The organism is Subtercola lobariae (assembly GCF_014640255.1).
GTDB classification, from domain to species: Bacteria; Actinomycetota; Actinomycetes; order Actinomycetales; family Microbacteriaceae; genus Subtercola; species Subtercola lobariae.
The window spans coordinates 73,130-100,014 of record NZ_BMGP01000002.1; the positions used below are offsets into that span (position 1 = coordinate 73,130).

General features: G+C 63.9%; 26 protein-coding genes and 1 tRNA gene. 8 read left to right on the top strand and 19 right to left on the bottom strand.

Going from position 1 to position 26,885, the window contains the following annotated elements; genetic code table 11:
- Position 1 precedes the first annotated feature (1 nt).
- Entirely contained in the window at positions 2–1,303 is a 1,302-nt protein-coding gene (locus tag IEX24_RS04575) for a wax ester/triacylglycerol synthase domain-containing protein (RefSeq protein WP_188674547.1), read from the top strand.
- Positions 1,304–1,315: 12 nt separating this feature from the next.
- Positions 1,316–1,864 carry a HEAT repeat domain-containing protein gene (locus IEX24_RS04580; protein WP_188674549.1) on the top strand — a complete coding sequence of 183 codons (549 nt, stop codon included), beginning with the start codon at positions 1,316–1,318 and terminating at the stop codon, positions 1,862–1,864.
- Between the two features lie 37 nt (positions 1,865–1,901).
- Here IEX24_RS04580 and IEX24_RS04585 read toward each other — a convergent pair whose 3' ends face one another.
- The 5 genes from IEX24_RS04585 to IEX24_RS04605 form a co-directional block, all read right to left on the bottom strand.
- The gene (locus IEX24_RS04585) at positions 1,902–2,291 is read right to left on the bottom strand and encodes a DUF6855 family protein (RefSeq protein ID WP_188674553.1); all 390 of its coding nucleotides are present in this window, start codon (positions 2,289–2,291) and stop codon (positions 1,902–1,904) included.
- Between the two features lie 45 nt (positions 2,292–2,336).
- A complete protein-coding gene (locus IEX24_RS04590; RefSeq protein ID WP_188674557.1) occupies positions 2,337–2,777 on the bottom strand; it encodes a nuclear transport factor 2 family protein in 441 nt (146 codons plus the stop codon).
- A gap of 36 nt (positions 2,778–2,813) precedes the next feature.
- Positions 2,814–3,080: a type II toxin-antitoxin system RelE family toxin gene (locus IEX24_RS04595; RefSeq protein WP_188674560.1), complete on the bottom strand. Its 267-nt coding sequence runs from the start codon at positions 3,078–3,080 to the stop codon at positions 2,814–2,816.
- Positions 3,077–3,361 (bottom strand): type II toxin-antitoxin system Phd/YefM family antitoxin, encoded by a 285-nt coding sequence (locus tag IEX24_RS04600; RefSeq protein WP_188674563.1) that lies wholly within the window; start codon positions 3,359–3,361, stop codon positions 3,077–3,079. Before IEX24_RS04600 ends, IEX24_RS04595 begins: the two co-directional genes overlap by 4 nt.
- Positions 3,362–3,438: 77 nt before the next feature.
- Positions 3,439–4,734, bottom strand: a complete 1,296-nt coding sequence (locus IEX24_RS04605) for an MFS transporter (RefSeq protein ID WP_188674566.1) — start codon at positions 4,732–4,734, stop codon at positions 3,439–3,441.
- A 172-nt stretch (positions 4,735–4,906) separates the two neighbouring features.
- Between IEX24_RS04605 and IEX24_RS04610 the strand changes: the two genes are divergently transcribed.
- Positions 4,907–6,829 (top strand): MDR family MFS transporter, encoded by a 1,923-nt coding sequence (locus IEX24_RS04610; protein WP_203585894.1) that lies wholly within the window; start codon positions 4,907–4,909, stop codon positions 6,827–6,829.
- A gap of 60 nt (positions 6,830–6,889) precedes the next feature.
- Complete coding sequence (locus tag IEX24_RS04615; protein WP_188674576.1) at positions 6,890–7,267, top strand: nitroreductase/quinone reductase family protein; 378 nt, start codon at positions 6,890–6,892, stop codon at positions 7,265–7,267.
- Positions 7,268–7,303: 36 nt separating this feature from the next.
- Here the strand turns inward: IEX24_RS04615 and IEX24_RS04620 are convergent, their stop codons facing one another.
- The 13 genes from IEX24_RS04620 to galU form a co-directional block, all read right to left on the bottom strand.
- Positions 7,304–7,522, bottom strand: coding sequence for a dodecin (locus tag IEX24_RS04620; RefSeq protein WP_188674581.1), 219 nt, complete (start codon positions 7,520–7,522; stop codon positions 7,304–7,306).
- A 75-nt stretch (positions 7,523–7,597) separates the two neighbouring features.
- Positions 7,598–8,596 carry a diacylglycerol/lipid kinase family protein gene (locus IEX24_RS04625; RefSeq protein WP_188674584.1) on the bottom strand — a complete coding sequence of 333 codons (999 nt, stop codon included), beginning with the start codon at positions 8,594–8,596 and terminating at the stop codon, positions 7,598–7,600.
- Between the two features lie 205 nt (positions 8,597–8,801).
- A complete protein-coding gene (locus IEX24_RS04630; RefSeq protein WP_188674587.1) occupies positions 8,802–9,299 on the bottom strand; it encodes a hypothetical protein in 498 nt (165 codons plus the stop codon).
- A gap of 78 nt (positions 9,300–9,377) precedes the next feature.
- Positions 9,378–10,295 (bottom strand): cation diffusion facilitator family transporter, encoded by a 918-nt coding sequence (locus IEX24_RS04635; RefSeq protein WP_188674590.1) that lies wholly within the window; start codon positions 10,293–10,295, stop codon positions 9,378–9,380.
- 199 nt (positions 10,296–10,494) lie between these two features.
- Positions 10,495–11,448, bottom strand: a complete 954-nt coding sequence (locus tag IEX24_RS04640) for an amidohydrolase family protein (protein ID WP_188674593.1) — start codon at positions 11,446–11,448, stop codon at positions 10,495–10,497.
- A 125-nt stretch (positions 11,449–11,573) separates the two neighbouring features.
- Positions 11,574–13,031 (bottom strand): cardiolipin synthase, encoded by a 1,458-nt coding sequence (gene cls, locus IEX24_RS04645; RefSeq protein WP_188676371.1) that lies wholly within the window; start codon positions 13,029–13,031, stop codon positions 11,574–11,576.
- An 86-nt stretch (positions 13,032–13,117) separates the two neighbouring features.
- Complete coding sequence (locus tag IEX24_RS04650; RefSeq protein ID WP_188674596.1) at positions 13,118–14,650, bottom strand: leucyl aminopeptidase; 1,533 nt, start codon at positions 14,648–14,650, stop codon at positions 13,118–13,120.
- Positions 14,651–14,659: 9 nt separating this feature from the next.
- Positions 14,660–16,225, bottom strand: coding sequence for an SLC13 family permease (locus IEX24_RS04655; protein ID WP_229715098.1), 1,566 nt, complete (start codon positions 16,223–16,225; stop codon positions 14,660–14,662).
- Entirely contained in the window at positions 16,222–17,952 is a 1,731-nt protein-coding gene (locus IEX24_RS04660; RefSeq protein WP_188674599.1) for an MFS transporter, read from the bottom strand. Before IEX24_RS04660 ends, IEX24_RS04655 begins: the two co-directional genes overlap by 4 nt.
- 266 nt (positions 17,953–18,218) lie before the next feature.
- Positions 18,219–18,291: transfer RNA gene (locus IEX24_RS04665), tRNA-Ala, on the bottom strand.
- Between the two features lie 54 nt (positions 18,292–18,345).
- Positions 18,346–19,326 carry a hypothetical protein gene (locus IEX24_RS04670; RefSeq protein WP_188674602.1) on the bottom strand — a complete coding sequence of 327 codons (981 nt, stop codon included), beginning with the start codon at positions 19,324–19,326 and terminating at the stop codon, positions 18,346–18,348.
- A 121-nt stretch (positions 19,327–19,447) separates the two neighbouring features.
- Positions 19,448–20,101 (bottom strand): GNAT family N-acetyltransferase, encoded by a 654-nt coding sequence (locus IEX24_RS04675; RefSeq protein ID WP_188674605.1) that lies wholly within the window; start codon positions 20,099–20,101, stop codon positions 19,448–19,450.
- 42 nt (positions 20,102–20,143) lie between these two features.
- The gene (gene galU / locus IEX24_RS04680; protein ID WP_188674607.1) at positions 20,144–21,031 is read right to left on the bottom strand and encodes a UTP--glucose-1-phosphate uridylyltransferase GalU; all 888 of its coding nucleotides are present in this window, start codon (positions 21,029–21,031) and stop codon (positions 20,144–20,146) included.
- 84 nt (positions 21,032–21,115) lie between these two features.
- On the opposite strand from galU, the gene IEX24_RS04685 reads away from it, so the two are divergent.
- From IEX24_RS04685 to IEX24_RS04700, 4 genes are read left to right on the top strand one after another with little or no spacing between them, the layout of a single operon-like run.
- Positions 21,116–21,694 (top strand): 5-formyltetrahydrofolate cyclo-ligase, encoded by a 579-nt coding sequence (locus IEX24_RS04685; protein ID WP_188674610.1) that lies wholly within the window; start codon positions 21,116–21,118, stop codon positions 21,692–21,694.
- A gap of 37 nt (positions 21,695–21,731) precedes the next feature.
- Positions 21,732–22,094, top strand: coding sequence for an FmdB family zinc ribbon protein (locus tag IEX24_RS04690; RefSeq protein ID WP_188674613.1), 363 nt, complete (start codon positions 21,732–21,734; stop codon positions 22,092–22,094).
- A gap of 48 nt (positions 22,095–22,142) precedes the next feature.
- Complete coding sequence (mscL, locus tag IEX24_RS04695) at positions 22,143–22,610, top strand: large conductance mechanosensitive channel protein MscL (protein WP_229715099.1); 468 nt, start codon at positions 22,143–22,145, stop codon at positions 22,608–22,610.
- Positions 22,607–22,831: a hypothetical protein gene (locus IEX24_RS04700; protein ID WP_229715100.1), complete on the top strand. Its 225-nt coding sequence runs from the start codon at positions 22,607–22,609 to the stop codon at positions 22,829–22,831. The genes mscL and IEX24_RS04700 overlap by 4 nt, the downstream gene beginning before the upstream one ends.
- A gap of 121 nt (positions 22,832–22,952) precedes the next feature.
- Here the strand turns inward: IEX24_RS04700 and IEX24_RS04705 are convergent, their stop codons facing one another.
- Complete coding sequence (locus IEX24_RS04705) at positions 22,953–26,729, bottom strand: AAA family ATPase (protein ID WP_188674616.1); 3,777 nt, start codon at positions 26,727–26,729, stop codon at positions 22,953–22,955.
- Positions 26,730–26,885 lie beyond the last annotated feature (156 nt).

Sequence of the window (26,885 nt, forward strand, 5' to 3'; positions counted from 1 at the left end):
CATGAACGCCGAGGCCGACCGACTGTCGCCCGACGACGCCCGAATTCTGGCGCTCGAATCGGCCGTTCTCACCGGCCACACGCTGAAACTGATGATCGTCGCTCCGGGCACACCGGTCGACCTGGATGCCCTCCGAACCTCCGTGCTGGCCCGAGTTGCCCGCCAGCCGCGCGCCCTCCAGCGCGTCGAACCGGCCACGGCCGACACCCCCGCTCGCTGGGCCACCGCAGAGCACTTCGACATCGCGCAGCACGTCAGACGCCGCGCCGGAACGGATTGCGCCACCGAAAAAGACCTGCGCCGAACCGTCAGCACGCTCATGTCAGAGCACCTCGACCGCGACCGGCCGCTCTGGACTCTCGACCTCATCGGCCCGCTCGCCGACGGCCGCGAAGCCATCGCGGCCCGCATGCACCACGCCATGGTCGACGGTATCGCCGGAATGCGGTTTCTCGACGAGATTCTGCTCGACCCGCACGAGATACCAGTGCATGCCGTGGGGGTCTCCGCGAGCATCCGGCCGCCCGATCACCAGCCATGGTGGCGTTTGCCCGAAGCAGTGGCGCGCGAACTGGGGCGTATCGGCCCGAGATCGCCGTTCGACAAGCCCATCACCGTGGCGCGCGAAGTGGCGTTCACGAGTGCTCCGCTTGCCGAACTCAAGGCCATCGGCGCCTCCCGCCCCACCCATGCCACGGTCAACGACGTGCTGCTGGCCGTGGTCGCAGGCGGGTTGCACGGCTGGCTGGCGGGTCGGGATGCCCTGGCCGACGTTCGTGCGCAAATACCGGTGAGCCTGCACCATCGCGAAGAGCAGAGCACCGAACTGGGCAATCACGACTCGTTCATCAACGTCGACCTGCCGCTGGCGGAGCCCGATCCGCTGCGCCGACTCGACCTGATCAGCTCTCAGACGAGAACCGAGAAGAAGCAGGGCGACGCGGCGCTGCTGTACGAGCTCTTTCACGCTCTCGGTAGCGACCGTGCGGTCGGCGAATTCGCTCGGCGCATCGCCGGCAGTTCGCGGGAGTTCAGCGTCGCCATCTCGAACGTGCCCGGCCCGCGGGTCGCCGTGTCGGTGGCGGGTCGCCGCGTCGAACAGCTCTACACCTCAGCAGAGCCCGGCACCCACCACGCGCTGCGCATCTCGGCGATCTCGAACGAGGCGCACGTGGGAATCGGCTTCTGCACCGACCCCACGGCCCTGCCGGGCATCGACGGGCTGGCCGAGGGTGTCGGCCGGGCGTACGCCGAGCTGCGGGGTGCGGCGCTCGGCCCGGGTATCGCGCCCTCGCTGCAGTAGCCTTGACTCCTCATGGCTGACGACACCGCACACCCCGTTTCTCCGACCGACACCCTCGAAGCGCGACTCGAGGCGGCCGTCGAACGCGAAGGCGAGCCGCGCACCGTTGCACGTGCGGCGTCATTACTGCATGGCGGATTCGAAGGCGACGACTTCTTGCGTGCGGTCGGCGGCGCGCACGCCGAGGGCATCTTGAGCGGAGCCCCGGCGCTGTACTGGCCCGAGCTCTGGGGCGCCAGAGCCCTGCTCTACGTGTGGAACGACACCGCCGCCCCCGCGGTGCTCGCTGGGTTGACCAATCAGTCGTGGCGGGTGCGGGAGATGTGCGCCAAGGTGGTCGCGGTGCGATCCATCGGCACTGCGAAAGATCTCGCGCGGCTCACCACCGATCAGAACGCTCGCGTTCGTGCGGCCGCCGCGCGGGCGATAGCCGCTGTGGGTGACGCGGCAAGCGCCAGCACCCTCGAAACGATGTTGCGAGACTACGATAAAGAAGTTCGCAGGGCCGCCCAGCAGTCGCTGGTGACGCTGAAGGCTCGGCTCGAGCATCCTGAAGCCTGAGGCGTCAGAGAGGCCGTGCGAGGTCGGTAGTGCGACATCAGATCGCGCGAACCGAGTTGTTTCGCGGGGTGTGGGTGAGTTCGGCTCGGCCGAGCTTCTCGAGCAGCGGCGGCAGGTACATGCCGAAACGCCCCCGGTAGCCCTTGCGCAGGCCGTACCAGCCGCCCACCGGGTTCGACTCTGAGCGGCCCCACGCCTCGACCGATCCTTCGGCGGCGGGCTTCTGCTCGTCGGCGGCGCCGAGCGGCACCCAATCGCCCTGCTCACTCAGCCAGGCGTGCAGATCATCGATCGCGCGTGCCTGATACTTCAGCTGAGTCGACCCCACTTGGCAAATGAGCTCATCGCCCGCGACATACATGACGTAGTTCGACGAGCCGGGCGCCGTCGTCAGCTGCCACGGATCGTCTTCGGTACCTTCGGTCATTGCTCGTCTTCTCCCACAGGGCCGCGCAGCGCCGCCCGTTCAGGCCTATTCTGGCGCGTCGGGGCCTGCCGTCGCATCCTTTTCGGCGGCTAACCGCTCGACTTGCCGCCCCGGCATCGGCTCGGCGAGCTGCACGCGCCATTCGGGCGCCCCGAAGCCATCGGCGAAGTACTGTGTCTCGTGGGTCACCAGCCCGTCGGCGAACTGCATCACCGACACCGAATACGTGGGCACCCCGTCGTACGTGATGATGCACTCGCTCCCCCACAACTCGCCGCTGCCAACGATGCGCAGCACCGTGAAGTGCCGGTCTGCCGGATGCCCGCCCCGCTGCCTGGCGATAACCTCCCGCCCTCGAAACCGCTCTCCCGACTGCGGATAGTCGAGCACGGCCCCCTCGGCGTACATCGCGTGCTCGGCGACGCCATCCCCGCCCTCCGAGGCAGCCCAGTGCCGCTCAACCGCCTTCCGATTCGCGTCACTCATCTATCGCCCCCCAGGCATGCGACTAGGCGCAGTGCGCTACTGTCTGCGGTACACATCAGCTCGGTGGTCGACACGCAGAATGGCGATAGTGTTTGCCTCGTCGTCGATGTCGTAGAGCACGCGGTAAGGGCCTCGACGGGCACTGAAACTCCCCGCAAGATCGCGTTCGAGAGGCTTTCCGACGCGTCGCGGAAACTTCGAGAGGTCACCGTAGACGAACTCGACGATTGCTGGAACGATGCGGGGTGGTATTCGATCCATGTCTCGCACAGCAGTGGGCGAGAATACGACGGTATGGCTCAACGGCCAGTACGCTTCGGTGCCCCGAATCGTGCACGAATTTCTTCTTCGTTCAGCCCACTGCCGGCTGCGATTTCTGCGCGAGCTCGAGCGACGTCATCGACGATGTCGGGTTGAGAGAGCCAGAAAATCTGTTCATGCAACGACTCCCATTCGCTCATGCCAACCAGCATCGCGACGGGTGCACCGTTGACCGTAATCGCATACTCTTCGTGAGTATTCTCGGCAGTGTCAACGAGTTCGCTCAGCTTCGACTTCACTGTAGAAATAGGCAACGTTTGCATATCCCCAGCATAGTCGCTTTATAAGCCCAGCGTAGACTTGAATTCGGTGCGATTTTAGAGACATGCTTCTCGGATGCTCAGCAGGGCGCCGCGACGCACGGCTCGTCGAGCGCGATGGCCGGTGGCACGGCAACGGGCGCGGCGGTGACTGCACCGGGTGCGGCGAGCGTCGCCGCCGCAACGGGCGCCAGGGCCGGATCGGGCACGAGCGCGTTCGAGCGGCGCAAGCCCAAGGTGATGAGCACGACGGCACCGATCACGGCCACGGCACCCGAGAGCCAGAAGTCGGCCGCGATGCCCGCCGACGAGACCACGGCCGCGCCGGCGATCGACCCTGCCGCGATCGAGAGCTGAATCGTGGTGACGAAAAGTGCGAGCCCGCTCTCAGCCCCACTCGGCGACGACGCGGCCATCCAGGTCTGAGTGCCCAGCGGCAGCGCACCCCAGACGAGCCCCCACACCACCAGCAGCACAAACACGCCAGGCACCGAAGTGGCCAGAAACGGCAGCAGCACGAGGGCGCCGGCCAGCACAAACTTCGCCGTGCCGAGGGTGCCGATCACGCTGCGGCTGAGAGTCAGACCCGCCACGAAGTTGCCCACGATTCCGGCCACACCGAACACGAGCAGCGCGAGCGTCACCGTATCGGCATCGACCCTGACCAGCTGCGTCAGGTAGGGCGCAATATACGTGTAGGCAGCGAACTGCGCCACGAAAATAAACGCCGTGGCAATGAGCCCGACCCGCGCGCGCTTGATCTTGAGCAAGGCGCCGAGGGTCGCGAACCGCACGGTATGAATGGCCGGGATGCTCGGCAGCATCACGAGCTGCAGAATCAGCGCGATCGTCCCGAGCACCCCTCCGATCACGAACGCAAGGCGCCAGCTCGCGAACGACGACACGAACGCGCCGAGCGGCAGACTGACCACCGTCGCTACCGAGACACCTGCGGTGATGAACGACGTCGCCCGAATGGCCGATGACGGCTTCACCAACCGCCCCGCGATGCCCGCGCCGATAGCCCAGAACCCACCGATGCCCACGCCGAGCAGCATGCGAGCGAGCAGCAGCACGCCGAACGACGGCGCAATGGCGGCGAGAGCATCGGCCACGATGAGCAACACGCTGAGGCTCACCAGCACCACGCGGCGGTCGATACGTGACGTGACAACGGTGACCACGGGCGCCGCAACCGCCCCAATGAGCCCGGTGGCGACCACCATCAGGCCGGCCGTGCCGATGGGCACATCGAGGTTGGCGGCGATCGACGGAAGAAGGCCGATGGGCAAGAATTCTGAGAGCACGAGCACGAAAGAACCAAGTGCTACCGAAAGCACTCCGATCCAACCGCGGCGTTCGGGTGACGAGGTCATGACACGGTGAAAGCCGCGACGCCGCAGATACATTCCCGTGAGTCGTCACATGCGTCAAGCTATTTCGCCCAGCCCGCATCTTCACTAGGGTGACAACCAACCGCTCTGCGGTGCACCATTTTCAACGACTCGACTCCTCTTGTTCGAGCCTCACGTTGTGCTTGGAGGACTCATGTCGATCGCCTCACCAGCAGCTGCGCCCACAACGGGACTCAGCCAGCGTCAGATCATGGTGGTGTTCTCCGGGCTCTTAGCCGGGTCGTTTCTGGCTGCGCTCGATCAGACAATCGTGGCCACGGCCCTGCCGACCATCGTCAGAGACCTCGGCAATGCGAGCCAGCTCTCGTGGGTGGTGACGGCCTACCTGCTCACCTCGACAATCGCGACCGCACTGTGGGGCCGGCTCAGCGACCTGTTCGGTCGCAAACGGCTGTTTCAGCTCTGCATCATCATCTTTCTCATCGGGTCAGCATTGTCGGGGCTCTCAGAAACGATGTGGGAGCTGATCGCCTTTCGCGCCATCCAGGGCATCGGCGGCGGCGGCCTGATGGTGCTGTCGCAGACGATCATCGGGGACATCGTTCCGCCCCGCGATCGTGGCCGCTACCAGGGTCTCTTCGGTGCGACCTTCGGGGTGGCGAGCGTGGCAGGGCCGCTGATCGGTGGGTTCTTCGTCGACACGCTGTCATGGCACTGGGTGTTCTACATCAATCTGCCCATCGGAGTGGCTGCCCTCATCGTCACCTCGATCGCGCTGCCTGAGCTGAGAGGCAGCGGTAAGGGGCACGTCGACTTCGTCGGTGCGACCCTGGTGGGCGCTGGCGTCGCCTGCGTGGTGCTCGCCACCTCGCTCGGGGGAACCACGTTCGCGTGGAGTTCTCCGTTCATCATCGGCCTGCTCGTGGCGGCCGTCGTGCTGCTCGTGGCGTTCGTGCTCGTCGAACGCACGGCCGAGAACGCCATTTTGCCCACCCGACTCTTCAAGATTCCCGTTTTCGCCGTGAGCAGCGCCATGGCGTTCATCGTGGGCGCGGCCATGCTCGGCAGTCTCACCTACCTGCCCACCTACTTTCAGGTCGTCAAGGGTTCGACGCCCACCGTGTCGGGACTGCAGATGCTGCCTCTGATGGCCGGACTCCTGCTGACCTCCACGCTTTCTGGGCAACTGATCTCCCGAACGGGCAGATATAAGATCTTCCCCATCGTGGGGTCGTTCTTGATGGCCGTGGGGTTGTTTCTGCTGTCAACCATGGGGGTCGACACGAGCATCTTCGCCGCCTCGATTTATATGCTCGTCTTCGGGCTAGGGCTCGGCATGATCATGCAGGTGCTGACCATCGTGGTGCAGAACGTGGTCGACTACGAAGACCTCGGCGCCGCCACCTCAGGCGTCAGCTTCTTTCGCTCGATGGGCAGTGTCGTGGGTGTGGCCATCTTCGGCACGGTCTACGCCAACCGGCTCGATGACAACCTGGCGAACGCCACAACAGAAGCTGAGAAAGTCGCCGGATACGCGAATGCCATTCACCTCATTTTCTTGGTGGCCATACCGGTCGCCCTGATCGCCTTCGCGTTGAGCTGGTTTCTGAAAGAAGTTCCGCTTCGTTCGACGAGTACGCAGACCGACCCTGGTGCCACGCTCGGGGTGCCGCAGGCGGTCAGCTCTGAAGAAGAGCTGGGGCGTGCGCTCTCGCGGCTGCTGCAGCGAGAGAACGTCGTCGAGGTGTACCGTCGCCTGGCCGTCGCCGCGAACCTTCAGCTCACGCCGGGCGCGACCTGGTTGCTCGCCCGAATCGCTCGCGTTCGCGAAGGCACCGAGAACCGGCACTGGCCAGACGACCCGAGCGAGAAGCTGCTCGGCTGGCGTGGCGAACTCGAACAGGCCGGGCTGGTCATTCCCGGTAACCCTTTGCACCTGACACCGGCGGGCGTCGATGCTGCCGATAGGCTGCTCATCGCGCGGCGGGCGAGCATCGAGAACCTGGTAGCCGACTGGTCGCCCGAGCAGAACGCTCAACTCGTGGCGCTGGTCAACACTCTGGCCGACCACGTGCAAGGGCAAGAAAAAGATGCCCAGATCGAACGTTCGGCCTGACCTCCGATGACCCGCCCCTACCTCCGGGTGGCGCAACAGACGCAACAGAAAAGACAGGCAATGACAGACGAAAATTCGGTGGCGCTGGCAACCGACCAGATCATCGACATCACCACTACCGGGCGACAGTCGGGCGAGCAGCGGCGCATCGAGATCTGGTATCACCGGTTCGACGGGCGCTATTTCATTACGGGAGCACCCGGCAGGCCCCGCTCGTGGTACGCCAACCTCGTCGCTGACCCCGAGTTCACCTTTCATTTGAAACAGTCGACGACGGCCGATCTCGCCGCCACGGCACGGCCCGTCACAGAGCCAGCAGAACGCGAAGAGGTGTTCGCGGGCATCCTGCCGCCGCTTGCCGACTTTATTCGAACACCCGGGCAAGAGCCAGAAGTGTGGATCGCGGGCAGCCCGCTGGTCGAGGTGACGTTCGCCTGACCATCGGGATGCCTGCTGACCGGTTGCCGCTAACGGCTACTCGCCGGGCTCTTCGAGCCGAAAGCCCACCTTCAGGGTGACCTGAAAGTTGGCGACCGTGCCATTTTCGAGTTCACCGCGCGTGCTGACGACTTCGAACCAGTCGATGTTGCGAATGGTCTCAGACGCCCGCTCGATGCCGTTACGAATAGCGGCATCGGTTCCCTCGGGTGATGTGCCGACGATTTCGGTGAGGCGGTAGGTGTGATTGGCCATAGTGTGCTCCTCTTTTCGTGCAGCGACGCTGCCCTACCGACCTTATTGCCCCGGCCCCACTAGCGCTCCCCCTTGTTACGAACCATCACGATCTGACGCTGCGTCAGCGGGTACGCGCACGAGCAGCGCCCCGGGCTCGATCCAGGCGTTGAACGCGGTCGCTTTCCCGAATCCGTCGCCGTCAAGCTCGATCTCCTCAGGTCGGGAGAGGCGTGCGACGAATTTTTTGCCGGTGCGGTAGTGCAGGTCGTGGTCGTTCTTCTGCTCCCCCGCCAGTGCTTGGCCGGTTTTGGTGCGCCTGACGATTCCGTTCAGCCAGGCGACTTTCGCCCAGACCCGGATCCAGCCGAGCACTCCCCCGGGCCGCAGCAGCAGCAGATCGAACAGCCCATCGTCAACGACCGCGTCAGGCATCAGCAAGATGTTGGCGGGCAGCGACCCGCAGTTACCGAGGATCACCGTGTGCACGGTCGCACGTTTAGCTGGTTCGTCGTCGAGCGTGAAGCGCAGGTGCAGCTCGTTCGGGTCGCGGAGAGATTTGCTGATCGCGCCGACATAAGCTGCGATACCTGCCTTGGCTTTAAGGTCGTCGTTGGTGTTAGCAATCATTTTCGCATCGATACCCATGCCGGCCATCACGACGAACACGTGCCGATCGCGGGACGTGTCGGCCCGTTCGATATCGATGACGCCCAAGTCGATAGGCCGGTCAACGCCGGTGAACGCGGCCAGCACAGATCCGGGTACGTCGTTGAGGGTCAGTTTCAGATTTCGGGCGAGCAGGTTGCCGGTGCCCGATGGCAGCAGCGCCAGTGGGATGCTGCTGGCACGAAGCGCTTCGGCGACGGCGCGCACAGTGCCGTCGCCGCCGGCTGCGATCACCAGATCGACACCGAGTTCGATGGCCTGTTTCGTGACGCCCTGACCGACGTCTTCGACGGATGTCTCAAGCCATACCGAATCGCCCCAGCCCGCCTCCTGAGCGGCGGTGGAGACGGCGTCACGAAGCGCGTCGAGGTCGACTTTGATGGGGTTGTAAATCACTGCGGCGGTCTTCACGGAAGGCTCGGTCATCCGCCCACCATACGGGTGACCAGCCCCCTGGCACGATGATTGGTGACAGGGTTGACAGCACTGCACATGACAACCCTCGGCACAACAACCACTACCCCCACTTCCAGCTGGTCAGAATGCAGCAGTGGGTCATCGAGACCGGCGCTCGGGTCGTCGTCTTTTTCGAGGGCCGCGATGCCGACCGCTATGACCGGCCTGCCCTAATTCAGCGGCTGTCTTTCTTGGCTTGGCGAGCGGCGCCTTGGGACCGGCTGGAGGCGTCGCGCTTCGTCCCGCCCGTCGTTTTCTGATGTGACCGCTTCCGACCGGAGCTTCCGGCAGACGGGCTTTTGATTTTTGCCGATTCTGGTCCTGTCGTGCGCCCAGCACGAGCCCGCGCCAGTCGCTCGTCTTTGAGCGTCTCGGCAGCCTCGTGAGCGACCCGGGCTAGCTCGGCGCTGACAATGGAGAGCGCCTCTTCGAACACGTAGGCTCTCGCACGTGCCTTCTTCGACTTGCTCGCGGCAATTCCCCGGTTGCCAGCGATTTTTACTTCGCCGGCCGCTTTGCGCCGATAGTTCGTGGTGTGTTTGTTGCGCGCTCGGCGTATCCGCTTGTGCAAGGCGAGGAGGCCATCTTCATCAAGAAGTGCTAGTCGCTCAGACTCCAGTTCGCGAATCAAGTTCAGTTCGTCGTGCTTCAACACCCATAAGTACTGCTCCATCTGGCGATGCTCCCACAATCCGCGCCAAAGGAAAAGGGCACGCCGTTGAAGAGTCGAAAAAGGGGGAGCACATGTGTGTCAGATGAGGTCTGGATCGGCGGTGAGGGCGACATATGCCCAGACATCGAAGCCCAAAGGCTCTAGTGCTGCGATGATTGCGCGCCGCACCCGATCTTCGCCGCTGACATCCCAGTCCGAGCCCCGCACGATGAAATCGACCTCGACATAGAGCTTTCGGCCGACCTTTCCTGATCGGATCGTCGGTTGCGGCAAACCGTAGGTGTCTTGAACTGACGCGACCGCAACGTGTATGGCGCTTGAAAGCTCGAGAGAAGGAGCACCCTCCAGAAGCTCATTCATGCCAGATCTGATCAGCCGAATGGGCACGAGCACGAGCATCGCGCAAGCGACGAGCACGAGCACGGGATCGACGAAACGCACGACACCATCAAGCCCCGCACCTGCAAGGCTGACCGCAACAACTGCGCCCAGTAGCATCATCGCACTGAGCACAGCGCCAGCACGCCATTGCGATTGCTCGGCAGAGACGAGATCCGAGCCAGACCGCTGCGCCCGTAGCCACCACGATGTCAAAAAGCCAACACCAGCGGTGACCGCTCCATATACGGCGATCGCCCCAGGGTTAACTGCGTCGCCGCCAGCCCGGATGAGCACAACCGCATCCCCTGCTGCATAGAGGAGCGTGCCTGCGATGGCGATTCCTTGGATCAATACCACTAAGGGGGTTAGCGCATCTCGCCCGAACGGAAATCGCCGGGAAGGACCCGACGTAGACAGCGAAGATGCCCGCAGAGAGATCCACGAAAGTATCAGGCCAATACTCATGTACGTGCCGTCGAACACGATGATACGTGTGCCGCTCAGGATTCCGAAAGTCAGGGCTCCGGCAGACAGGATCGTCGACACCGAAATCGATACGAGGAGGAGGCGACGCTCGGCCCGCGCCTGCACACTACGTGAATACACCGCCGCCACCTCCGAACCTCCAAATCGTGCCAAGCGACCCCTGAAAGCTCTGGCGCTTCAGAAGTAAGATGGCTCGTCGTGGCGCTCGATGCGCCTCTTGATCTGTCTAACACGGTCCCGGCCGGAATAGTCAGCGCTTTCGTCATCGCGCTAGCTCCCTCTGCGATTGTCGGCAAGGATCTGTTGATCGGCCCAACGACTCGATCAGCTAATCAGCGAGTCGAGGCAACAGCATTTGCGCGTTTCCCCATCCGATAGCGGCTCGCGCCTGGTCAGAGAGATAGGCGTCAGATTGGATCGCTTGCGCGGCCTCAGCGGAGAATCCGGCAGCGTAGGGGCGGTCGCTGCCGAACACGAGCTGTGACAACCCGACGACTTCGGTGGCGAGCCGAATCACCGGTTGCTGATAGGCGAGCGCTGTATCGAAGAAGAGACGTCGGAACTGTTCCCGCGCGGTTCTGCGGAGTTCGGCGCCATGGACGATGTTCAGGGAATCGAGCAGATCAAACCGTTGAGCGATGAACGGGATGGTGCCCCCGGCGTGCGAGAAAACATAGCGCACCGAAGGGGTGCGCGCGAAAGTGTTGGAATAGTGCAGCCGGGCTATCGCGCGGGTCGTGTCTGCAACATAGTCGATGACGAAGTCAGGAAGGCCGAGCGAGTGCGCCGCAGCGTCTGGCGATTCGCTGGGATGCACGAACACAACCGTGGCACGGCGTTCGAGCGCCTCAAAGACCGCGTCGAAAACAGGATCACCGAGATAGGAGCCGACGTAATTAGTAGACAACATGATCCCGTCAAGGCCCAGGTCGTCGAAGACTCGATCGATTTCTTCAATGCTTTCTCTCACCAGCGGCAAGGGCAGCACACCGAAGCCGCCAAATCGATCTGGCCGCTCGCGAACAAGCTCGGCGATGAAATCATTGCAGCGCCGCGCGAGCAGGTAGGCGTCCGAGTCGTCACCGAAGTGCACACTCAGCCCGGTTGAGGCGACCGCGAACCCGATGGTATTAGCGTCCATGAATGACAGCATCTCGGCCCGGTTCCACGAGGGCATCTGCATCCCCGACACTCCACCACTGGCAGCCCAACTGCCATGTGCTTCCGCAAGCGCCGGTGGGATGACATGGTGATGCAGATCGATAAGTCCTTCACGCCTCACGGGGGCTCCTCACGAATAGTTCTGCTCACTCATCCATACACCGCTTCGTGCAGAAGCGCTAGCGCGGTTAACGCTGGCGCTATTTCCTCGCTGCCACGTTGAGACGTCATACGCCGTTCACGGTGTCATTGCAGTGAGGAGGTGAGCCGGGCGAGGTTGTCGACGATTTTCTGACCGGAGGGGCGTTTCAGCCAGTTATCGAGCGTGAGTTGGTCGCTGACGGCGCGGTAATCGTCTTCAACGGCACGCATCCGGTCAACGAACGAGCGACCGTGTACGAGCACCGAGACTTCCATGTTGAGGCTGAACGAGCGAATGTCCATGTTCGACGACCCGACAACGGCCACGTCGTTGTCGATCGTGAAGTGTTTCGCGTGCAGCACAGTCGGCGCCTGGTAGAGCCAGATCTTCACCCCGGCCCGCAGAAGCGCCTCGTAGTAAGAGCGCTGGGCGTGATACACGAGCGTCTGGTCGCCGATGGCCGACACGAACAGCTCCACATCGACTCCGCGGGAGGCGGCGGTCACGATGGCGAGTAGCGTCGATTCTTCGGGCACGAAGTACGGGCTGGTGATACTGACTCTCTTCTGCGCACTCTGGATCATCAGCACGAACAACTTCAGATTGTTGTCGTTCTCGAAGCTCGGCCCGCTCGGCAGCACCTGCATGTCGGCGAGATCGTGTGCGACATCGGGGCTCAGGATGACCGGGCTCGTGTCGAGCGGCAGCAACTCCTCGCTCTCGCTGTACCAGTCGGCCACGAACACCGCATCGAGTTCACGTACGACCGGGCCATCGACGCGCATCATCAGCTCGTGCCAGTGCAGGCCGCGGGCGATGTTCTTTTTCTTCAGGTACGACGAGTCGATGAGGTTCTGTGACCCGGTAAACCCGGCCACACCATCGACAACAACCAACTTGCGGTGGTTGCGCAGGTCGGGCCGCTGCCACTGCCCGCGCAACGGCCGAAGCGGCAGCATCGGCAGCCACGACGCTCCCATCGAAGCGAGTTCCGCGATGGTCTCGCGGCGATTCGGGTACAGGTAACCCGACACGTGGTCGGAGAGCACCCGCACGGTCACGCCCCTGGCGCACGCGCGTCGCAGGGCGTCGAAGAACGGCCGTGTAGTGTCGTCGAGCACGAGGATGAAGAACTGTACGTGCACGTACGACACGGCCTCGTCGATAGTCTCGATCATCCGGTCGATCGAGCCTGAGTAGGTGGGCAGCAGCTCGGCCCGGTTGCCGCCGACCATCGGCAGGGCACCTAGGTTGAGGTTCAGGGTTGCGGCGGAGGCAAGCCACGACGGCCACTGCGACCGGTGACTGACCTCTGACAGACCAGGAGTGCGCGCAAGCATCAGTTCGTTCACCTCGACCTGTTTCTCGCGCCGGGCCCGCGGCAGCCGCCCAACCCCGATCAGCAGAAAGACGAGAGCGCCGATGAACGGGATGAACACAATCGCCAACACCCACGCGATCGCAGACGACGGCCGACGATTCGCCGAGATGAGCACCGCGAACACGAAACAGACGACCACATGCACCGCGAGAACAATGAGGGTGGTGTCTTCGACATCGATTCGCACGAGTGGTTACCGTGTGTTCTGCGCCGGCACGACGACTTTCTTCGTGATCGGCAGCACCAATGCGGCCGGGGCAGACGAACTCATGCGCGAGGCTTCGCTGGGGCGAAATCGAGCGCGAGCTCGATCAGAAGGCGGGCGCCGAACCCCGTGGCGCCTTGGCTGCGCCAGGAATCGTCTTTTTCGGCTTGCATGGTTCCAGCGATATCGAGGTGCGCCCACGGGATGCCGGCGACGAAGTCGTTCAGAAACAGTGCCGCGGTCGTTGCGCCGGCGTACTTTCCGCCGAGGTTGGCGATGTCAGCAACATCAGACGCGAGCTGTGGCCGGTATCGGTGCTCGAGCGGCAGCTGCCAGATGGATTCATCGGTTTCTTCCGACGCTCGGGTGAGCTGCTGCACTAGCGGTTGGTCGTTACCGAACACGGCGGCTGTGTGCGTACCGAGCGCCATGAGCGCGGCGCCGGTGAGTGTGGCGATGTCAACGATCGCATCGGGATCCAGCTCTGTCGCCAGTACCAGAGCATCGGAAAGCACCAGGCGACCCTCTGCGTCGGTGTTCTTGACCTCGACTGTTGTGCCGCCGTGAATAGTCAGCACGTCACCTAGCTTCATCGCGGATCCCGAGGGCATGTTGTCGGTGCACATCAGGTAGCCGGTTACCGTGACTGGGCATTCGAGCGACGCCAGCGCTGTCATCGCACCGAGGACTGCTGCCGCGCCGGCCATGTCCATTTTCATCAGCAAATGCATGGGATCAGAGGGTTTCAGCGAGATTCCGCCGGAGTCGTACATGATGCCCTTGCCCACGAACACCAGGTGGGGGGTCGTGGGCAAGGCTGCGGCGGGTGTGTACGTGAGTTTCACCATGCGGGGTTCTTCGGTGCTGCCGGCGTTGACGCCCAGCAGCCCTCCGGTGCCGAGTTCGATGAGCTGTGCTTTGTCGAACACTTCCACCCCGAACCCCGATGCGGCTCCCAATGCGATTGCGATGTCACCGAAGTCGGTTGCGGTGAGGTGGCTGGGGGGTGTGTTTGCGAGGTCGCGGGCCACTGCGGCGGCGGCGGCGAGTGTTACGCCGCGCCTCACGCCGGCGCTGACCTGCTGAACGTGGTCGTCGGCTTCGCCTTCGGCAATGATGGTCACCGCTTTCAGGTCGATGTGGGTGGATGTGGGTTTGAGTTCGGTGTACCTGTATCGGGCAAGCAGTACGCCTTCAGCCACGACCTGCCCGGCTTTCGCTGCCGAGAACGCGACCTCGGGCAGCACCAGAGCGACGGATGCGAAGGAGTGGGCGGCGCGCGCGAATGATGCCGCAGCGTCGCGCAGCGTCGCGGGAGTGAGCGCTTCGGCACCGATCCCCACGAGCACAAGGATTGGAGCGCCGTTCTGGGGTACGAGCAGGGTCTGCCCTGGCTTAGCTTCGAATCCCACCCTGGCAACGGCGTTCCAGTCAAGCCCTCCCTCGGGAAGAGCCGCATCGGGTGCGACAAAACGTCCCACGGCCTCCGCGCCGGCGGGCACGTCAGCACTCACCTGCACGTCGACCACGGCATCACCTGCCCGTGAAGGCAGAAACTCGAACGACGACGGAATCAATTTGTATGGTGAAGGCATGGGGTCTCCTTAGAACGGCCAGAACACGGGAACAACAAAGGTCGCGACAGCGAGGAACAAAATCAGAAGGGGCAGCCCGAGCTTCCAGTAGTCGCCGAACGCGTAGGCACCTGGCCCCATCACCATTGTGTTCGCCGGCGTGGCTACCGGGGTCAGGAATGAAGCGGCCGCTGCGACCGCGACGCCCATCAACAGGGGCAGCGGCGAGATGTGAGTCTCCGCAGCGATCGCGATCGCGATGGGGGCGACGATCAGCGCCGTCGCGAGGTTGCTGATCAGCTGCCCGAGCACCACCGTCACCAGCGCGACGCCGAGCAGCAGAACGTACGGACTGGACTGCCCCACTACGCTGACCAGCCCGTTAGCGAGAAGGTCAGCGGCACCGCTGACCTGGATGGCGGTCGACAACGGGATCATGCCTCCGACGAGCAACAGAGTCGTCCAGGAAATCGCCCGATGCGCCTGACTCACCGACAGAACACGCAGCAGCACCATCGCGCAGGCAGCGACCAGGGCTGCGATCGCGGCCGGAACGATACCTGTCGCCAGCAGCACGACCATGCCGCCCAGCACGATGAGGGCGGGCACAGCACGGGGGCCGAGCGGCACCGCTTGGCGGCGGATGCTCTGCGGGGCATCCACAACGACCACGTTAGGGTCAGCTGTGTTCTCATCGAGCGCCGACCATGCTCCCTGTAGCAGCATCACGTCGCCGGCGGCGAGCACGGCGTCGGTCAGGTCATCACCGCTGCGTTGGATCGCGACGATCACGAGCTGCCCGCTCTCGGTCACCATTCCGGTGAAGACGCTCTCCCCGATGAACGACGAGCGGGGCGGCACGACGACCTCAGTGAGCCCCTGCTCCCGGCTGAGCAATGTGTCGGCCGTCGACTCTGGCAACGAGTACTGAGCAGCGAGGGTCGCCGCGTGGTCGCTGAGATCTTTCGGAGCGATCTTCGCCGTGCGATTCGGCAATAGCCGCGGTCCCAACAGCACCACAATCAGGATCGTGCCGACCACCAACGGGATTCCGACCAGCCCGAACTCGAAGAACCCGATCGGGCGTCTCCCGGCGGCGACCGCGAGCTCAGAGATCAACACGTTCACCGGGGTGCCGGTGAGTACCAGCAACGAGCCTGCGTGTGCGCCGAACGCGAGAGGCATCAGCAATTGCGAGGGGGGTTGCTTGATGCGTATCGCCACCACGACGACCATCGGCACTAAGGCGGCGACCGCCCCGTTCACGCTGATCAACGCCGTCACCACCGCCACGAGCAGCATCACGGAGACCACGATGCGGCTGCGTTTGCGGCCCGCTCTTTTCACCAGCTGCTGACCGGCCCAGGTGGTGATGCCGGTCGCATCCAGCGCCTCGCTCACCACGAACAAGGCGGCGATGAAAACGATCACCGGGTCGCCGAACCCGGCGAGGGTCTGCTCGAAACTCAACACCCCCGTGACATACAACGCGAGGGCAACGCCGATCGCGACGATACCGACGGGCAGCTTATTCCAGACGAACAGTACGATCGCGACCAACAGAACGACGAGAGTGATCGTGATCTGCGAATTCACGCTCCGCTCTTCTCACCGTCACCATCGCCAGGCACAGGTTGGAACGGCTCGAACTCGTCATCGGGCACGACAGTGTCATCGCCCGGTTCTTCTCTGCCGCTCGAAAGCACCTCGGGTATGTCGCCGGGCCGGTAGTTGGGCATCCGGCCTGCCGGAATGATCGCGATGAGTGCGATCGCGGCGAGGCCGAGCAGAGAGATCTGCAAAGCTCGCAGTCTCGCATCCGCGTTCACCAGCACAGCGGCATCGACTTGGGCTGGAGTGGCCGATGTCAGTGCGAGCACGCCCTTGAGGTGATCGTTGGTGATGAAGTTCACGTTATCGAGTGGCACTTGCGAGATCAATTGGCCGGGGAGTTCCGGATGCGCGGCCACCCCAGTGGCGATCAACGAGCCGAGCAGCCCGACTGCGAAGACGCTCGCGACAGCAATACCGACGCTGCCCGAAATGTTGTGCACGAGACCACGCCACGCGCCCACATCACCCGCGAGATGCTTCGGTGCGGCAGAGAGCAAGGTGTTGAACACCAACGCGACGATCGCGCCCTGCCCAAGACCCAACACGATGAGGCCGACAATGACGAAGAACTGTTCCCACTCGTTGCGGATGGTGAACGCCAGCAAGGTCAATCCCGCCGCGACAACAACGAAGCCGACACGGGCGATCTGGCGCGGGGCGAACCGCTTGTACAGGTTCGCGACCAGGGTGCTGGAGATGAAGATCGACAGGGTGTACGGGATGATCGCTATCGACGTTTGAAAACTCGACCGACCCTGCACGACTTGTATGTACAGCGGAATAAGGAAGTTCGCTGCCGTGCCGACGAACAGCATCGCAGCCATCGCGAACGTCGTCGCCCTCTCCTGCCCAGACTTCAGCACCGCTAGATCGAAGATCTGCGGCTTATGCTCTTTTTTACGCTTACGCAGCCACAGGAAGAATGCCTGCCCGCCGACGGCACCGAGCAGGATGAGTATGGGCGCCGGCGAGATACCGAGCACCTGGAACGGTGCCTGCGGAGTGGCAAGAATGACACCCCACGAATTCAAGCCCGAGAACCCGAAGCTGAGCAAAATGATCGAACCGGCCGCCAGAAAAGCGCCAACCCAATCGATCTTCACCTCGCTCTGCGCCGGAACCACCTTCAGCTTGAAGCTCAGCAGGAGGTTGATTACCGCGAGCAGCACGATCAGGGCGAACGAGTAACGCCAACCAATCGTCGAAGCGAACGTGCCCGCGATCAACAGCGCAAGCACACCCGCCGCAGGGATCGCGGCAGCGAGCAAACCGATCGCTTGCGCCTGCTGGCTTCCCCTGTAGTTAGACGCGATGAACACGACAAGTGCCGGCGCGATGAGTGCGATGACAGCGCCAGAAGCAGCCTGCGCGACAAAAAGCATGGTCGGGCTGACACTCAACGCCACACCCGCCATCGCAAGCCCGTGAATCACCACCGCGATCTGGAACACCCGACGCGACCCGAACTTCGCGCCGATCTTCGCACCAAGCAGAATAAACGCTGCCATCGCGAACGTACCCGCCGTGATGGCAGTACCAACACTGGTGGCCGGCGTGTTGAGGTCGGTTGTGATCCCCTGCATTGACACGGTCAGCGCGTTCACCGCAAAAGACGCCTGAATCTGGGTCAGCACGACCACGATGAGGGGCAACCACGAAGCCGCCGCGATCTTCGTTGTGGAAGTAGAAGCAACAGGTGAGCTACTCATGGTGTACCCCTTCGCCGCCCGCCGGTAGAGCCAACACCATCACACTAGCCTCAGGCGAGGGTGCCCGATAGTGTTCACACCTGAGCGAGGGCAGCGCAGGCGAGCAGCGATGCGACCACCTCAGCGACCGTCGCGACGATGAAACGCACAAGGCGTGGCTAGTTGGTGGCTTCGCTCGAGCGAGTGATCTTGACATCATCGTCAAGAATGACCTGGCACAACAACGAAGAAGGCCCGGTCAGAGACCGGGCCTTCTTCTATTGTTGTGGAGCTAAGGAGATTCGAACTCCTGACCTCCTCGATGCGAACGAGGCGCGCTACCAACTGCGCCATAGCCCCTCAAAACAACTTACGAAGACTATCACGCGCAATGGGGCGAGCTGAAACGCGAGCCTAGCCCGCGCGGCGCCGCGCCAGCACCTGGTCGACGTCGAATGAGCCGGTCTCAGCGTCATCAACGAATCCCATAGTGCTGAAACGGCTCGGGATGCTCGGGGGCGCCGCTACGGGCTCAGTGTCCGCCGAGGCGACGGCACGGGCATCCTCAGCCGCGAAGCCCGCACGCAGAACCTGCTCTGACGCCTGAGCTGCGGCGAGCAGCGCCTGCTCAGCCTGTGAGGCGGTCTGCTCGGCGAAACCGACCGAGTTCGACGCCGCGGGCGCGAACGTCGACGAGAGAGGCTGGCCGACGTTCAGCTGCCGCAGGCGGCGGCGCTCGGTGTAGAGCGGCTTGGGCAACGGAACAGGAGTCCAGCCAGATTCGGCAGTGTCTGCCGCCGAGACGTCGGCGTCAAAACCGACGTCGCCTTCGGAATCGTCGAAGTCAGCCTCGCCGCGCTCGTCAGCGAAGGCGCTCGAGTCGACCAGCGAACCCGACGCCTCCGCAGCAGCGGTCGATGCGGCCTGGGCAGGCAGTTTGATCGCTCGGCCGTCTTTGGCCAACCGCCCGAGCCGCGTCACGCACAACGTCGAGGCGACAACACCCACTACGAGAACGAGCCAGGCGCCATTCACCGCCGTCTGCACACCGCCCAGCACAGCGACCGCGAGCGAGAGAACGAGAATGCCCGAGGTCACCGCCCGAGCTTTACGAATCTTGGCCGCGGCACGAAGCGCGGGAGGGGTGTTGTTCACAGTCACTTTCTTCAGCAGACGCTGGTGTTGCACAACGCTTCGGGCGCTGGCCTCGGCTCGCACCTCTTCGGGCGCCTCGGCCGTCTCGGCCAGAATGCGCAAGGTCTGCTGCAGCCGCACGACGTTGCGTTCGGTGGCGTTGTATTCGTTACGCCGAAACCAGGTCGGCACGAGGTAGATCAACCAGAGCACGGCCGCGAGGCCGACGATGAGCCCCCCGCCCAGCCAGTCTGATGTCATGGGTCTACGGTATGAGGCTCGCCGCGCAATTGCGCCCAAGCCAGGGCGCGTGTCGGCGGGCCCGAGCGTGAATCTCGGAGGTGGTTTCGCACGGGCATCCGGATGCCCGAACCACCGAACCTCAGCGAGTACGCGTGGCGATGGGCGTGAGCGCCTCACGTCGGTCGGCCTCGGGCACGCTGCCGTGCCCCGGCGGAATACCGCCTTCTTTCCAGCGCCGCAGCACGCCGACCGGCAGCTCCTCCCCCACCAGCGCGAAGCAGAAGTGGTCTCGCCAGTCGCCGTTGATGTGGATGTACCGGCGCCGCAACCCCTCGTACCGAAACCCGAGCTTCTCGACCACGCGCAGGCTCGGTGCGTTCTCCGGCCGAATGCAGATCTCCATGCGGTGCAGGCCCACCGAGTAGAAACAGTGGTCGGTCGCGAGCGCCACGACCGTGGGCGTGATGTTCAGCCCCGCGAACCGCTCGGCGACCCAATAACCGATGCTCGCCGACGACACCGAGCCGTAGCTGATCGACGAGACATTCAGCTGCCCGGCGACCTCACCCTTGTACTCGATCACGAACGGCAGACCATACCCGGCCCGGGCGTTCTGTTGCAGCGACCGGATGCTCGCCCGAGTGTCGAACGAGAGCGGAGCGTTCGGGCTGGTGGCCTCCCACTTGCGCAGCCACGCCCGATTGGCAATGAGTTCGTTCTCGAGCGCCTTAGAGTCGCGAATTCGAATGGGGCGAATACCGATGGCGCCCTCGGCGAGGCTTGGAACGAACATAGGCAATGATAATCAGCTACCAGGCCCCTCGAGGTGCCAAAATCACAGGTCTTGCGCGAATTCCTTGATCCAGGGGCGAAGGTCTGGGCCGAGGTCTTCTCGGTCGCTGGCGAGACGGATGATCGCCTTGATGTAATCGAGTCGATCGCCGGTGTCGTACCTGCGCCCGCTGAACACGACTCCGTAGACCCCGCCGGCGATGGGGCCCGAGATCATGGTCTGCAGGGCATCCGTCAGCTGAATCTCGCCGCCCTTGCCGGGCTCGGTCTCGTCGAGCACGTCGAAGACCTCAGGGCAGAGCACGTAACGGCCGATGATGGCGTAGTTCGAGGGCTGCGTGCCGGCGTCTGGCTTCTCGACCAAGCCGGTGACACGCACGACATCGTCTTCATCGGTCTTCTCGATGGAGGCGATGCCGTAGAGGTGCGCCTGCGAGGGCTCGACCTCCATGAGCGCGATGATGCTGGCCTGCTTCTCGTTCTGCACGTCGAGCATGCGAGTGAGCAGCACGTCGCGCGCGTCGATCAGGTCGTCGCCGAGCATCACCGCGAAGGGCTGGTTGCCCACGTGCATCTTGGCGCGCGACACAGCGTGACCGAGGCCCTTCGGGTCACCCTGGCGAACGAAGTGCACGTCGGCGAGCTTCGAGGCGTCGTCGACCATTTTGAGGCGATGGTTGTCGCCCTTTTTCTCGAGCGTCGATTCGAGCTCGGTGACCCGGTCGAAGTGGTTCGCGAGCGCGTTCTTATTACGGCCGATCACCATCAGCACGTCGACCAGGCCGGCGGCGACGGCTTCTTCGACCACATATTGAATGGCCGGCTTATCGACGACGGGCAGCATTTCTTTGGGCATCGCCTTCGTGGCCGGAAGAAAGCGGGTGCCGAGCCCAGCCGCAGGAATCACTACTTTGGTGATAGGTGAGGTCATGGCTGCAACCTTAGCGAAATTTGACCCCAGCCTAGGGGCGGTTGCGAAACACAGGCGTTACACATCTGCGCCTAAAATCGAAGGATGCTGTCTTCGACGAGCAACATCAAGCGTGCGCTGCGCACCGAGCTTCGCGAGCGACGCCGCAACCTCACTGCGACCGAACGAGACGGTGCCACCGAGGCGTTCACAGCGAATCTGATCGCTCTCACCACGTCGAAGAGTGCACGCCGCGTCGCGTGTTACCTCTCGGCGCAGAACGAGCCGAACACGCGCCCGTTTCTGAACTGGGCCGCCGCGAACGGCGTCGAAACCCTCTTTCCCATCTCCCGCGAAGACGGCCTGCTCGACTGGGCGCACGGCGACGGCAGCACCGAGATCACGGGCCTGTTCGGCATGCCCGAGGCGGTGGGCGAGCCGCTCGGGCCGATTGCGATCAATGATGTCGACCTCATCATCGTTCCCGCGGCGGCCGTCGACGAGACCGGAATGCGCATGGGCTGGGGCCGTGGCTACTTCGACAAGACCCTGGGTTCGATGCAGAAGTGCCCTCCGGTCTATGCAGTGATCTATGATGACGAACTGCTAGATGCTGTGCCTCGAGAGGTGCACGATCAACCCGTAGACGGGGTCGTCACCCCCACGCGCATCCTGACATTCTGACGTTTTCTGCTTCTATTTGATTCATCTGGAGTTCTCTTTGCCTACTTATTCGTACCGCTGCACCGAGTGTGACAATGCATTCGATATTCAGCAGTCGTTCATCGACGACACCCTCACCGTCTGCCCGGTGTGCGGCGGCAAGCTGCGCAAGGTGTTCAGCCCGGTGGGCGTGACTTTCAACGGATCGGGCTTCTATCGCAACGACTCGCGGGCGTCGAAGAGCTCGTCAGACGGGCCGAAAAAGTCGAGCGGCGGCGAATCGGGCGGTTCGAAGAGTGAGTCTGGTGGTTCGAAGAGCGACTCTGGCGGCTCGAAGAGCGACTCGGGAGGCTCCGCTGCCTCGAAGAGCAGCGATTCGAAGCCGAGCACACCGAAGACGACCGGCGCGGCGTCGAGCTGAACCAGTCGAGCTGAACAGGGCGTCGAGCTGAACAAGGAGTAGTAGCACGTGATCAAGGGTTTCAGAGAATTCATTCTGCGCGGCAACGTGATCGATCTGGCCGTGGCCGTGGTCATCGGTGCCGCGTTCACCGCCGTCGTGACCGCGATCGTCACCGGCATCTTCAATCCACTCATTGCGGCGCTGTTCAACGCCGAGCAGCTGAACGATGCGTTCGAGGTGCAGATCGGCGACAGCACGCTGAAGTTCGGGCTGGTGCTCGGCGCGATCATCCAATTCTTGCTCGTCGCCGTTGTGGTGTACTTCGTATTCGTGCTGCCGATCAATCACCTGAAGAAGGTGTCGTTCTTCAAGAGCAAGCAGAGCCCGGCTGAAGAGTCGGTTGCCGAAGCTCCCCCCACAGACCTCGAGCTGCTCGCCGAGATTCGCGACCTGCTCGCCGCTCAGCAGCGCGGCGCGGTGGTGCCGAATGTCTCCAACCAGGCTCCGGCCGGCCCGCCCTGGCCGAACGAGTGAGCTCTGAGCCCGAGCTGCCGGTGCGTCGCGTGGGGCGCCGGCGGGTTCAGACTGAGCCGGTGGCCGGGTCGGATGCCCGGCCGCAGTCAGCAGCGACGCTCAGCCCCGAGCTGGCGGTCGTCAAAGCGGCCGAAGACACCGACGACACCCGCGAGGCCACTCCCCCTGGCGCCGGCCCCAACGACGAGCGTCTGAAGGCCGACAAACCGCCGCACTGGTGAGTCGTCACCCGCCCGTCTCGCGAGCGCGATCATTGCGGCCTCGCGCGACTTTTCCGGACGAGCGCGATAGCCGCGGCGGTCGCGCTCGTCCGGAAAGCTCGCTTCAGCTGGGCGAGCGAAGCTATACCGCAGCGAGCTGGCGAACGCCGATGACCGTGGCGATGCGCACCGCTACCGCCTCGGGGTCGGTGAACAGCTCGAAGCTGTGCACGCGCAGGTAGTGCCAGCCGAGACGCTTCAGCATGTCGGGGCGCAGGCGCAATGACTCGCGAAGGCTCATGGAGTGCACCACGGCATCCGTTTCGACCACGATCGCGCGGCCCTCGTACGACGCCACCAGCGTGAGCTTGCCGCGGTGCTCGAAGGCGACCTCGAGCCCGCGCGAACCGAGTCGGCGCGCGAGGTCGATGAGCAGGGCATCCCCAGGGCTCGAGAAGGTGTCGGGGGTCGGCCCGTTCTCGGCTTCGGTGAGAATCTGGCGCAGCGAGACCACGCCGTAGGTCATGCGTTCTTCGTCGATGTCGGTGGGCTTGAAGCAGCTCACGATGTCCATCGAGCGGCGGGCGCGCGTCAAACCCACAGCGAGCAAGCGTTCGCCGCCGGGCTTAGCCAGCGCGCCGAAGTTCGTCAGCACGCGCCCGTGCGGCGTGCGGCCGTAACCCACCGAGAAGATCACCCGGTCGCGGCTCTGCGCTACCGATTGCTCGAGCGTGGCCACCATGAACGGTTCTGCAGAGTCTTTGAGAATGAAGTCGCTGAGGTCGCTGCGCTTGGCGAACGCCGCGAGAACGGCCTGCTGCACCCGCACGGCGTGCTTCGCACTGGCGGTGATGACCATGAGCGACTCGCGCGGGTACTTCTGCGCGTGATCCATCACCAGCCAGACGACGCGCTCGACCTCGGCGTCGACGCTCTCGACCGCCCCGGTCTCACTGTCGGGCATGCCGCCCGCGCCTTCGAGGTAGTGCAGGGTGAGGCTGCCGTGGCCGAGGAACGTTCCGGCCCAAGGCAGCGAATCGATCTTGCCGTTGTAGAAGCGGTGGTTCACGAGCTCGGCGAGGTCTTCGCCGCCGGCACGATAGCTGCGTGTGAGCGACAGGGTCGGCACCAGTTCGGCCAAACGGGCCATGGCCGAGTCGCCCGCGAGCTCTTCGATCGAGCGCGCATCGGCATCGGCGTCACTGGCCCTGCTCGACGACGGCTGCACCACGGCGGGCACGGCGATCTCGAAGCGCGAAGGGGTCTGCGTCACTGGGTCACCGAAGGCGACCACCTGACGAGCGCGACGAATGGCCGCCGCGTTCTCAGCCAGAGTTGTGGCACCGGCATCCACCAAGATGACGGCATCGAAGACAACGTCGTCGGTGATGTCAGCGACCTCGTACGGCGAGGCCAGCCAGACCGGTGCGAGCACTCGGCTGAGGTATGGTGCGGCGCGGTGCAGTTTCACCGAATCGACGGTGTCGGTGCGCAGCAGCGTCTTGAGCGCGGTCGCCTCATCGGCGTGGTCGACGAGGCCCACGCTCCAGGTTTCGGCGAGCTGCCAGGCCAAGATCTGACCGCTGACCGAGGCGTGCGCTTCGTCAACGAGCTTGAAGTCTGATTCGAGGCGGTCGAGGATGCCCGTGTTGGCCCCGAGCAGCGCACGATCATTCGCGAGCATGAGTTCGAGCACCGACTGCCACCATGCCAGCTCGAGTTCGTCGGCCACGGCGTTTTCGGGAATGTGGCGCTGCGAGAGATCGGTGAGCAGCGGGTCGAGGGCGAGTTCGCGCAGCGTGTCGAGCAGCGCGGTGCGCTCTTGCAGATTCGCCAGAACTTCAGAGTCGGCGGCGAGGCCCTCGAGCAGCGAAATGAGCTCGGCGATGGGCAGTTCGTTGAGTTGTCGAGCGGTGCCCGAGAGGCCTAAGGGCACATCGAGTTTCGCGAGATCTTCGCTCACGCTCTGAAACGCCACCTGCACGTCATCGAGGCCGGTCGGAACTTCGGGCGGAATTCCGGCCGCGGCGAAGCGGTGCCAGAGCACGCGCTGCTGCTGAATGCGCCGAAGCGAAGCGTTGATGTCGCCGATGTGCACGCCGGGCCGCACATACTCTTTCGCCAGGCTGCGCAGGCGACGACGGCTTGTACCCGTCATCTGAGCGGAGTCGCGGCGCGGGCCGGTGGCCGCGATGATGTCGGTCAGCGAGCGATCGAACACCACGGGCAAGAACTTATCGAGCGTCTCGCGCAGGTCGAGCAGCAAGCGCAGGTACGAGCCGAGTTCAGACATCGTGGTGAACTGGCGCATGTGGGTCTGGCCCACGAGTTCGTAAGCCTTGGTCAGCAGGCTGGGCAAGTCGGCGCGGTGCACGCGCTTGGCGATGGCATGGGCCGTGCTCGCGTCGTCTGCAGTGTCGAAGGTCGCGCCGTACCACGGTGAGTCGTCGGGCCCGTAACGGAATTCGCCGAGCGCCGCCGCCTTGATGAGGGTCTTCGCCGCCTTGCTGCGGCCCGAGGCGAGCGCCTCGAGTGATGAGCGATTGAGGCGAGCGGTCGTTGCCGGGGGCTTGGGCAACAGCGACAGGCGGGCGAGCTCGCGCAGAGCATCCAGAACCGAGACTTTGAGCAGCGGGTCGACGCGCTGCAGCGACTGACGGTAGTCGATGAGCACGTGCCGCAGGCGCACGAGAGCCTCATCGACGTCGCCCACGTGGGGCTGCATGGCCTTCTCGTTGCGGCCGATCGACGAGATGAGGTCACGGCGCAGGGTTCGCGGCGACACAGCGACTCCGGGCAAGCCCACGTCGGTGAAGCGGCGCGAGATGCCGCGGAGGCTCAGGCGGCGGGGGCTCACCACGAGAACGCGTTTGTTCTGGCCGATGAGTGCGCCGACCGCGTTCACGATGGTCTGGGTTCCGCCGGTGCCGGGCAGCGTCTTCACGACGAGAGAGTTACCCTCGGCGATCTGCGCGATCACGTTCTCTTGCTCGGCGTCGGCGTCGAGCAAGAGCGTGTCGGTCGACGGTGGGCGTGAGTCTTGCGCGGTCGCTTCGACGGGGTGGTACGACTCTTGCACCCCGCGACGGGCCGTGAGGCTGCCGGCGAGTGAGTCGAGCACCGGATGATCGAGTTGCCGGGCATCCGCCACCATCGACGGAGCCACAGCGGCGAACGACGACACCAGCAGCCGCGGGTGCACGCTGAACCACGGCAGATGAGACGTGACGCCGCGCAGATGGTCGATGACCGGCTGCGGTTTGAAGACGCCGTTGGTCGCGGCAAGCGCCACCATTTCGTCGCTATCGAGGGTGATCTGATACTGCTCACGCAGGGCACGAACGAGTTCGGGGTTCACGAAGGCGTTGCCGCGCAGTTTGAGCTCGAAGTCACGGCCGTAGCGGCGGATGCTCAGTGGGCGAAGCAGAACGGGGGCGGCGAACGGCTCGTCTTCGAGCTTCCACTCGGCGAGACCGATGGCGAGGTGAACGGAGTCGATGCCCCGAATGGAACGGAGCTCGACTCCCTTATCGGTGATGGCTCCTGCGGCGATACGGGCGCTGCGTAGGGCGAGTTCGTCACGAATCAGGCTCGAGAGCAGAGTGGCGTTGCCCGTGATGAACTGGGCGAGGCCACTCGGGTGGGTCGTGGTGAGGTCAACCCGGCTGCGCGGTGCGTCATCGAAGTGGATGAGGGCCGAAACGCCGCCGATCTCAGCCAGTTCGGCACGCCAGTGTTCGCGGGCAGGTTCGACCAGGTCGTCGGTTGAGAAGATCTGACCGGTTCGCGGGCCGTGACCCTGTTCGCCCGACGCTGGGTCGCCTGAGGTGACGTCGCCGCGGCGACCCCACACCGACGTTGCTTCGTCGGCCTCAGACAGTACAGAGTCTGACTCTCGTTTCTTATCGGCGCGCCACACACCGACACCCTATGCCGAGGGTTGGGCAAATGCTGGTAACGACGTGGGGATGTCGTCTGACGCGCGTGTCATGGGGTGCTGGTAGGAGGGCCTCGTGGTGTATCGAAAGGCGGCTTCATATGGCTTCACATGGTCGGGGCGCGTGGCGGAGCGTGA